8 protein-coding genes are annotated in these 7071 nt (G+C 67.2%); 2 read left to right on the forward strand and 6 right to left on the reverse strand.

Features of this window, described 5'->3' with window-relative positions; genetic code table 11:
- Positions 1 to 18: 18 nt before the first annotated feature.
- The 3 genes from amcA to ACFVWU_RS26520 are packed head-to-tail and all read right to left on the reverse strand — an operon-like array spanning position 19 to position 1828.
- Positions 19 to 189 carry a multiple cyclophane-containing RiPP AmcA gene (gene amcA / locus ACFVWU_RS26510; protein ID WP_387625503.1) on the reverse strand — a complete coding sequence of 57 codons (171 nt, stop codon included), beginning with the start codon at positions 187 to 189 and terminating at the stop codon, positions 19 to 21.
- Positions 186 to 1472: a cyclophane-forming radical SAM peptide maturase AmcB gene (amcB, locus tag ACFVWU_RS26515; protein ID WP_387625505.1), complete on the reverse strand. Its 1287-nt coding sequence runs from the start codon at positions 1470 to 1472 to the stop codon at positions 186 to 188. The genes amcA and amcB overlap by 4 nt, the downstream gene beginning before the upstream one ends.
- The gene (locus tag ACFVWU_RS26520) at positions 1367 to 1828 is read right to left on the reverse strand and encodes an ATP-binding protein (RefSeq protein ID WP_387625507.1); all 462 of its coding nucleotides are present in this window, start codon (positions 1826 to 1828) and stop codon (positions 1367 to 1369) included. Before ACFVWU_RS26520 ends, amcB begins: the two co-directional genes overlap by 106 nt.
- Before the next feature lie 264 nt (positions 1829 to 2092).
- On the opposite strand from ACFVWU_RS26520, the gene ACFVWU_RS26525 reads away from it, so the two are divergent.
- Positions 2093 to 3406 (forward strand): XRE family transcriptional regulator, encoded by a 1314-nt coding sequence (locus ACFVWU_RS26525; RefSeq protein WP_387625509.1) that lies wholly within the window; start codon positions 2093 to 2095, stop codon positions 3404 to 3406.
- Here the strand turns inward: ACFVWU_RS26525 and ACFVWU_RS26530 are convergent.
- Positions 3403 to 4224 (reverse strand): alpha/beta hydrolase, encoded by an 822-nt coding sequence (locus tag ACFVWU_RS26530; RefSeq protein ID WP_387625511.1) that lies wholly within the window; start codon positions 4222 to 4224, stop codon positions 3403 to 3405. The genes ACFVWU_RS26525 and ACFVWU_RS26530 overlap by 4 nt on opposite strands.
- Before the next feature lie 316 nt (positions 4225 to 4540).
- Here ACFVWU_RS26530 and ACFVWU_RS26535 point away from each other — a divergent pair, with 316 nt between their 5' ends.
- The gene (locus tag ACFVWU_RS26535; protein WP_387625513.1) at positions 4541 to 5296 is read left to right on the forward strand and encodes a helix-turn-helix domain-containing protein; all 756 of its coding nucleotides are present in this window, start codon (positions 4541 to 4543) and stop codon (positions 5294 to 5296) included.
- Here ACFVWU_RS26535 and ACFVWU_RS26540 read toward each other — a convergent pair.
- Both ACFVWU_RS26540 and ACFVWU_RS26545 read right to left on the reverse strand, forming a co-directional pair.
- Complete coding sequence (locus tag ACFVWU_RS26540; RefSeq protein ID WP_387625515.1) at positions 5269 to 6255, reverse strand: RICIN domain-containing protein; 987 nt, start codon at positions 6253 to 6255, stop codon at positions 5269 to 5271. The two genes, ACFVWU_RS26535 and ACFVWU_RS26540, sit on opposite strands and share 28 nt — an antisense overlap.
- 64 nt (positions 6256 to 6319) lie before the next feature.
- A complete protein-coding gene (locus ACFVWU_RS26545; protein WP_387625517.1) occupies positions 6320 to 6691 on the reverse strand; it encodes an NUDIX hydrolase in 372 nt (123 codons plus the stop codon).
- Positions 6692 to 7071 lie beyond the last annotated feature (380 nt).

The following is a 7071-nucleotide window of genomic DNA, read 5'->3' on the forward strand; positions in this document are numbered from 1 at the left end:
CGGGCCCAGCCGGGGCGGTTACTTCTTGTTCCAGTTGTCCCAGGTGGGACGGTTGTCGAACTTGGGCCCGGCGTTGTCCCAGGTAGGCCGGTTGTCGAACTTCGCCACCGCGGGCCCGGTCGTGCTCGCGCCGACCAGGTCGTCGATCACGTCGGCCTCGACGGCCTTCAGCAGTTCGAGCAGCGTCATGGCGCTGTCTCCTCTCGGACGGTATCGGACAGAGCGAGGAGAAGGGCTTGCCGCGACACACGGCAGTAGTTCGTTTCGGTGGTGTCGAAGCGGCCGTTCTCGAAGAACCTGTTTCCGGCCTGTGCACCCCGGCAAAATCCGAAGTACTCGCATGTGGCCTCACAGGCGTCCAGACCGGTGAGGAACTCGTCCACGTAGCGGAACAGGTGGGCGTTTGCCAACATGTCGCGGATGGAAAGTTCCAGGACGTTCCCGGCTTGGAAGTCCTGGTATTCGGGGGCTTTGATGCCCGCCAGTTCGGGGGAGAGGAGAACCACGTCTCCGGCCGAAGAGATGGTTGGGATGGGGTCGATCAAGACGTCTTGCCAGCCGCCTCCAACCCGCAAGGCGCGAAGATAGGCGCCAAGGCGATCGATTTCGCGCACGATCAGGCCGGGGTTCGAACGGGTCCAGGCGATCGTGCGGGCCCAGAACTCGGCTGCAGCTTCGAATGTCGGTGCGGGGCGAACGGTGTTGGCCCCTTCGTTCTCTTCGATATTGAGGCCCACCGTATGACAGCCCAGTTCGGCGAAGAAGTCCAGCAGTTCTTCGGGCCGACCGATGTTGTCTGCTGTCACTACGGCGATCACGGAGAAACCGATCCCGTGTTGGTGAAGGCGGGCGACACCTCGGATGATCCGGTCGAAGATCGGCCTTCCTCGGCGGTCCACACGCTCCGCGTTGAAGCTGGCGGGGCCGTCGATGCTCACTCCTACGCGCACCTCGCGTTCCGCGAAGAACTCGCACCAGCGGTCGCTGATCAGCGTGCCGTTTGTCTGAACGTAGTGATGTAGCCGACCTTCGCGGCGAAGGCCCTCGAACGGGTTGGCCAGCTCGGAGAAACGCGATGTGCCGAGTGCGAGCGGCTCACCTGCATGCCACACGAGATCCATCGGTTCGTCTTCGGTCGCGAGATCGGCGATCGACTGGGCGATGGCCCTGGAGACCTCGGTGGTCATCGACGCCCGGCGGTCCTTTTCGGGTAGGTAGCAGTACGTGCAGGCCACGTTGCAGAAGCCGTCTGGCTGCACCACGACCGACCTTGGCCGGCTGGCGAATCGTTGGAGATACCGCTCACGTGAGCCGAGCGAAGGGGAGAGGGACACGACGATCCTTCCTTGGGGAGACGCCAAGCCGGTCAACGGACGCATAGATCGGCGTGCACGGTCTTCCCGTGGGCGTCCAGGGCAGCGCCCCAGCGCCCGGAGGTGAGTTTCTGGACGAGGGCGAGGCCGCGGTGGCATTCCTCGTCGCACGCGGCGTGGAGCAGAACGGGCATCGTGCGGGAGCCATCACGGACCGAAATGCGGACCGTCTGGGAGGTGATCCTGCGGATCTTGACGGTCATGAACGTCATGCAGCCGGTCTTGCAAGCGTTACTGACCAGCTCCGTGACGATCAGCTGTGCGTCGTCCACCAGGTCGTTCAGCCCCCAGTCCTGAAGCTTGCGTCGGACCAGCCTGCGGGCTGCGCCGGCCGACTCCGGCTGGTACTTCAAGGTGGCAGTCGCAGGGCCGCTGATCCGGGCGGGGAGTGGGACTGCCGCAGTCACGAAGTCCTCCGGCTCAGCCAGGATCTGATCATCGGCAGAGCGGTGCACGGGGTCTCCTCGGAGATCGGCCTTGGGTGGAATGGCTCCCCGAAGATGGGGACGGAACGGAGAACCATCAAGATCGGTTGTCCGGAGGACTTGCAGACGATGTCGGCTTTCCCTTCGGATGTGCTGACGGACAGTCAACGACGCTTGTGCATCCGAGGCGAGGTCGAACCGGAGGACACATCACCGGACACTTCAGTGGGTGAGCTGTGTCCCTTGCGGCTGGACGGACTTGGTGGCTTAGCCTGGAATAGCGGGGGTGTAGAGATGCTCGAACACACAGCGAACGCGACGTTCGTTGCTGCGCGGATCAAGCGCGGCTGGCGCACCCAAGAGGACTTCGCCGAGGCATACGACGCCACCGCCGCTGCGATGGACTCAAAGGCCAGAATCTCGGTGCGTCAGGTCAGGCGTTGGGAGTCGGGTCAGACCACGTGGCCGAACCGGGATGCACGCCGCGTGCTGACCGAGATGTTCGGCGTGCCCCTCGAGCGGCTCGGCTTCGTCCCTCCCTTCAGCTGTTCGGCGCGGCTCGGAATGCCTGCTGATGCCAAGCCCGACCTGGAGGACTCCATGCTCCGCCGTACCTTCATGGGCGGTCTGCTTGCCGTGCCCATGCTGGATCTCGCAGCCCTGGACCACCTCACCGCCGCAGCCCGCAACGCCCACCGATTCAGTGACCACGAACTCGTCGGCCATCTCCGCGCTGCTCTGGACGAGACCGCGCGCATGGATCTGCGGACGGGGTCGCATCGGGCGATGCCTGCAGCGCTGGGAATTCTGTCCGCCATCAGTACTACCGCCCGCGACGCAAAGCCAGCGATCCGCCGTCAGCTTCTCGCCCTCGGTTCCCGGGCGGCGGAGTTCACGGCGTGGCTGCACCACGATGCGGGAGCTCCCGACCAGGTCGTTGCATATTGGCACAACCAGGCCAAGGAATGGGCGACATTCACCGGGGATGGGGCCATGCACGCATACGTGCTCATGCGGCAAGCTCAGGCCCTCGGGCGCAGCGATCCGGTGCGTATGCTCGACCTTGCCAGGGCCGCTACCGGCGGGCCGTGGAAGCTGCCTCCCCGAGCGCGCGCCGAAGCGCTCCAGCAGGAGGCGCGGGGAATGGCGATGACAGGCGCACACCCCGATGAGATCGCGCGAGTTCTGGATCAGGCGCACGCTGCGCTCGATAGTGCCGACCAGCCAGCAGGGCCTCTGTCGTGCACTGGGCCCCTCGGCGACGGATATACGCGGGAACGTCTCCTCGTGCAGGCGGCGATCCGACTACGGGAAGCTGGGCGCCCCTTTGAGGCTGCGACAGCATTCCAGGCGCAGCTCACCACCGAGGCGTTCGCTCCGCGCGATCGCGCCCACTACAGCGCGTTCTGGGCTGGTGCACTTGCCGATTTGGGGGAGCCGGACGAAGCTGCCGCAGTCGCCCTTGAAGCGCTGCGCATTGCTGCAGATGTTCGCTCCCGGCAAGCTCTTGGCGCACTCCAAGGCACCGTGAGGACGCTGTTCCCGTACCGGCAGCGACCGCAGGTGCGGGAACTCCAGGAGCGCCTCGTGACGTTGGCGGCTGGCTAGGAGGTGAGGAAGTCCGCTACCTTGGCGATCACATCGCGTTGCCAGGCCTGCGACTGCGGCTGGGCGTAGGTGGGATCGTCATGGACAGCGAAGCCATGCTGTGCGCCGTCGAGTTCGTACAGCACGGCTCCCGCGCCCTCCCCGAACAGGGGAGCGTACCGCCGTGACAACTTCACATCCACGAAGGTGTCCTTCGTCCCGTGGACGATCAACGTCGGACAGCGAACGCTGGCGCAGACGGTCTCTGGCGTCGGCAGGTGGAACATCTCATTGAGCAATGCGCGGCCGGTCTCGAACGGTTGCCGTGGCAAGGCTCCGACCTGATCGAGCTGCGTGGCGCGATCAGAGGAGAGATAGTTGCCTGACCAGCCTGCTCGCTCGGTGATGAACCGGTCCTTGTAGTCGATGCGCGGGTTCAGCAGCACCAGCCGCTCGACCTCTCCGGGGTACTGGCCGGCGTGCATGGCGGCCGCGCCACCTGAGAAGGACGCTGCGATGACGTGAACCGGCCCCGGCTGGCTGGTGACCCCTACGAGGTGATCGCCTGCGGCGCGAATGTCGTTGGCCACCCCGGCGATCGTCAGATCTGCTGAACGGCCGCTACTTGCGCCGTGGGCCCGCAGGTCGAAGCGCAGGCAGGTGACACCAACGGCGGCGAGGCCGGCCGCCAGGCGGCCGAAAAACCCGCCTTCCTCACGGGTGACGCCCGCGCCGTGGGCGAGAACCGCCAGTGAAGTTGGGGGAGTTGGTGAGGGAGTGACCGTGCCGAACAGTGCTGTGCCGTCCAGCGACCGGAACGCGGTCTCGTAGTCAGTCATGGGAAATGACGGTAGCAACTTGGCGCTTATTCGGGAGTAGCCCCAGGCTTGCGAGCCCCGGCTGGCGCGCTGGGGTGTGCGCGCCTGCGCCGCCCGAATGGGTGACGATAGTCGGAGCGTGACGCATAGTTACGGCATTACGGTGAACATTGCGGTGCCGGGCGCTGAAGGGGCGCTCGGTGCATGGGCAAAAGTAAGCCCCGGCGGTGCGCCAACACCCCGGGGTACGGCACCAGGAGAAGGACACTCCAAGATGCGCATTCATCGTATCCCGCAGCACTCTCCCGGGTACACGATCCTGGACAATGGGCATGTCGTGCGTAAGCACTCGCTGAGTTGGGCGGCGCGGGGGCTGCTCGGCTACCTGCTCAGCCTGCCGGACGGGGCGCGCGAGGACGTCCGCACGCTCGCGGCGAAGAGCGTTGAGGGGCGGACGACTGTCTCCCGGGCGCTGCGGGAGCTGGAGGCGGCCGGGCACTACATCCGGCGGACGCAGCGGGATCCGGTGACGGGGCAGGTTCGGACGGTCGTCTCGGTCCATGAAGTGCCGATGGTGGGGAAGGCGGTTCACACTGTGCCGCTGCTTCCCGTGTCTCCGGCCGCCGGGTCTCCTGGAGCTGGAACGGCAGGCGTCGGGAAGGCGGGAAGCCCTTCCAAGGAAGTGAGGGTGAAGGAAGTCGAAGTCCCTTCCGTCCGTCCCCCCGAGAAGTTGACGGCCGGCATGGCGCTGTTGCTCGAACTCGGGCGTCGCGAACCGAGGATGGCGTTGGCGGGGAAGCCTCTGAGCGATCAGGCCCAGCGAGTTGAAGGGTTGCTCGCGGGTGGGTGGAGCCGGGAGGCGCTGGCGGGGATTCTGGCGGCGCCGTTGCCGGAACGAGTCACGCACAGCGTGGGGGCGATCGTGGCGGCGCGGATCAGCAAGGTGCCGCCTGTTCCGGTGGTGGTACAGCGAACGGCGGACGGGCCGCGCCGACATGAGTGTCCCGGGCGGGACGGGATGTGCGGGCGGCCCGTCGCGATCGCCGGGCAGATGTGCGTCGCCTGTCAGAGGGTGTCGCGGACCTTGATGTAGCCGTTCTCGACCACGAACTTCTGGTTCGAGTTGGCAGCGCCGCAGGTGTACAGGAAGACGTTGTCGCCGTTGTCTCGTTCAGAACCGACGTCGATGCACATCTCGTCGGCGGTGCCGACGGTCCGCTGCAGGACGAACGACCCCTCGCGCAGCAGCCAGGTCTGGTTGGCGCGGGCGGCCTGGGAGTACTCGCAGGCCCAGATCCGTACGCTGTCGCCGTTCTCGCCCGTGTAGTCGGCGTCGAGGCACATCTCCTGCGCCGTACCGATCGTGTCGGCGACCTTCACCCGCCCGTCGTCCAGGACGAAGCGCTGGTTGGTGTGGTTCAGGCAGTCCCAGACCCGCACGTAGTCGGCGTTGTTGCGGGTGTTGCCGACGTCCAGGCACTTGGCGGTCGAGGTCCGAGGCGGTGTACGGACGTTGAGGGTGCCGTTGTCGATGGTGTACAGCGTCCCGTTGTTGGGGTCGCTGTAGCGGAAGCTGCCGGTGCCCCGGGGCAGGGTGGTGTCCTCCGGGGCGTACGGGTCGACGGTGACCTGTGGGGAGAAGCGGAAGTAGCCGTTGGACGGCCAGCCGCTGTTGCCGCCGTTGCGGCCGTAGCCCTCGCAGGTGAGGGTGCGGTTTCCGTTGCCGAGGATGCAGTTGCGCAGGCCGACGTTGTTGCCGGTCCAGCTTGCGCCGTTGCCGCTGTACTCGGTCGGGACGGTGGTCTGGGCTGGGAAGGTGGTGTTGCCGGGGGCGGTGAAGACGGCGGTCATGCCGGAGGGCGGGAGCAGGCCGGCTCCGCCGGTGTTCTGGTACGTCCACGGCACGGCACCGGTCTGGCCGGGGGCGATGGTGACGGTGGTGGGCACGTCGCGGCCGATGAAGGTGACGGCGGCGGCGGGGGAGGCGAAGACGGCGGCGAGGGTGAGCGCCGTCGCGGCGACGGTGGTGGTGCGGGCGAGGGTTCGGATCACGGTCGTGATGATCGTGGACGGACAAGGTCAAAACGGCCGTGCGGCGCGAGGGAGGACCAGCGGTTCACCCGGCTGGCGGCGATCGGAAGTCGACCGGCGCGTCGAAGGCCGCACGCCGCGTGGTGCGGCGCAGCACGGGCGTGCCGAGGGTGAGGCAGAGCGCGACCGTGAGGGCCGCGCGCGGCAGGCCCCAACCCAGCGACGTGGTCAGGCAGTACGCGGCGAAGCGGACCAGGTTGGCGGGCAGGCCGGTCTCCTCCGCGGTCTCCCGGACGGCCGCCGCCTCCGGAGACTCGCCGGGCTCGATCTCCCCGGCCGGGAACTTCCAGGAGAGCTGCCCCTCGGCCACCCGCCGCCGCACCATCAGCACCCGGCCGTCCTGTACGACGATCGCCACGGCGATGCCCGGGGCCTCCTCGGCGCTCTGCTCGGTCATGTCCGCTGCTCCCTCGGGGCGTTGGCCGGTGTCCGAGGCCATCTTGGCCCGCGCCTGCGGGCGTTGGCCGGCAGGACTCCACCGGCCGCGTGTCGTCGCGGGCCGGGTGATCTCGCTCAGCGGCGCCTTCCCGGGGGAAGGGAACCGTGGCGGCGATGCGTGGCGCCCCACCGTTCGGCAGCGCGTGCTCGTCGGCCCCGGGAAACCCGCCGAAAGAACTTCCGCGAACAGCGATGAGTTCTCGATGCGGCCCCGGTCTACCCCTGTGAAAGCGACAACGCAACGACGGAGGAGACACCGAGATGACCGAGAACCTGGGCGAGCTGACCATCACCCGTGAGCTGCCGGGCGCCCCGGCCGCCGCGTTCCAGGCGTACATC

It is taken from the genome of Kitasatospora sp. NPDC058190, assembly GCF_042883685.1.
Classification (GTDB): domain Bacteria; phylum Actinomycetota; class Actinomycetes; order Streptomycetales; family Streptomycetaceae; genus Kitasatospora.

Excerpts from the sequence above, each read along its gene's own strand:
- amcA (WP_387625503.1), bottom strand. The coding sequence starts at position 189 with ATGACGCTGCTCGAACTGCTGAAGGCCGTCGAGGCCGACGTGATCGAC.
- amcB (WP_387625505.1), bottom strand. The coding sequence starts at position 1,472 with ATGCCACCGCGGCCTCGCCCTCGTCCAGAAACTCACCTCCGGGCGCTG.
- ACFVWU_RS26525 (WP_387625509.1), top strand. The coding sequence starts at position 2,093 with ATGCTCGAACACACAGCGAACGCGACGTTCGTTGCTGCGCGGATCAAG.
- ACFVWU_RS26530 (WP_387625511.1), bottom strand. The coding sequence starts at position 4,224 with ATGACTGACTACGAGACCGCGTTCCGGTCGCTGGACGGCACAGCACTG.
- ACFVWU_RS26545 (WP_387625517.1), bottom strand. The coding sequence starts at position 6,691 with ATGACCGAGCAGAGCGCCGAGGAGGCCCCGGGCATCGCCGTGGCGATC.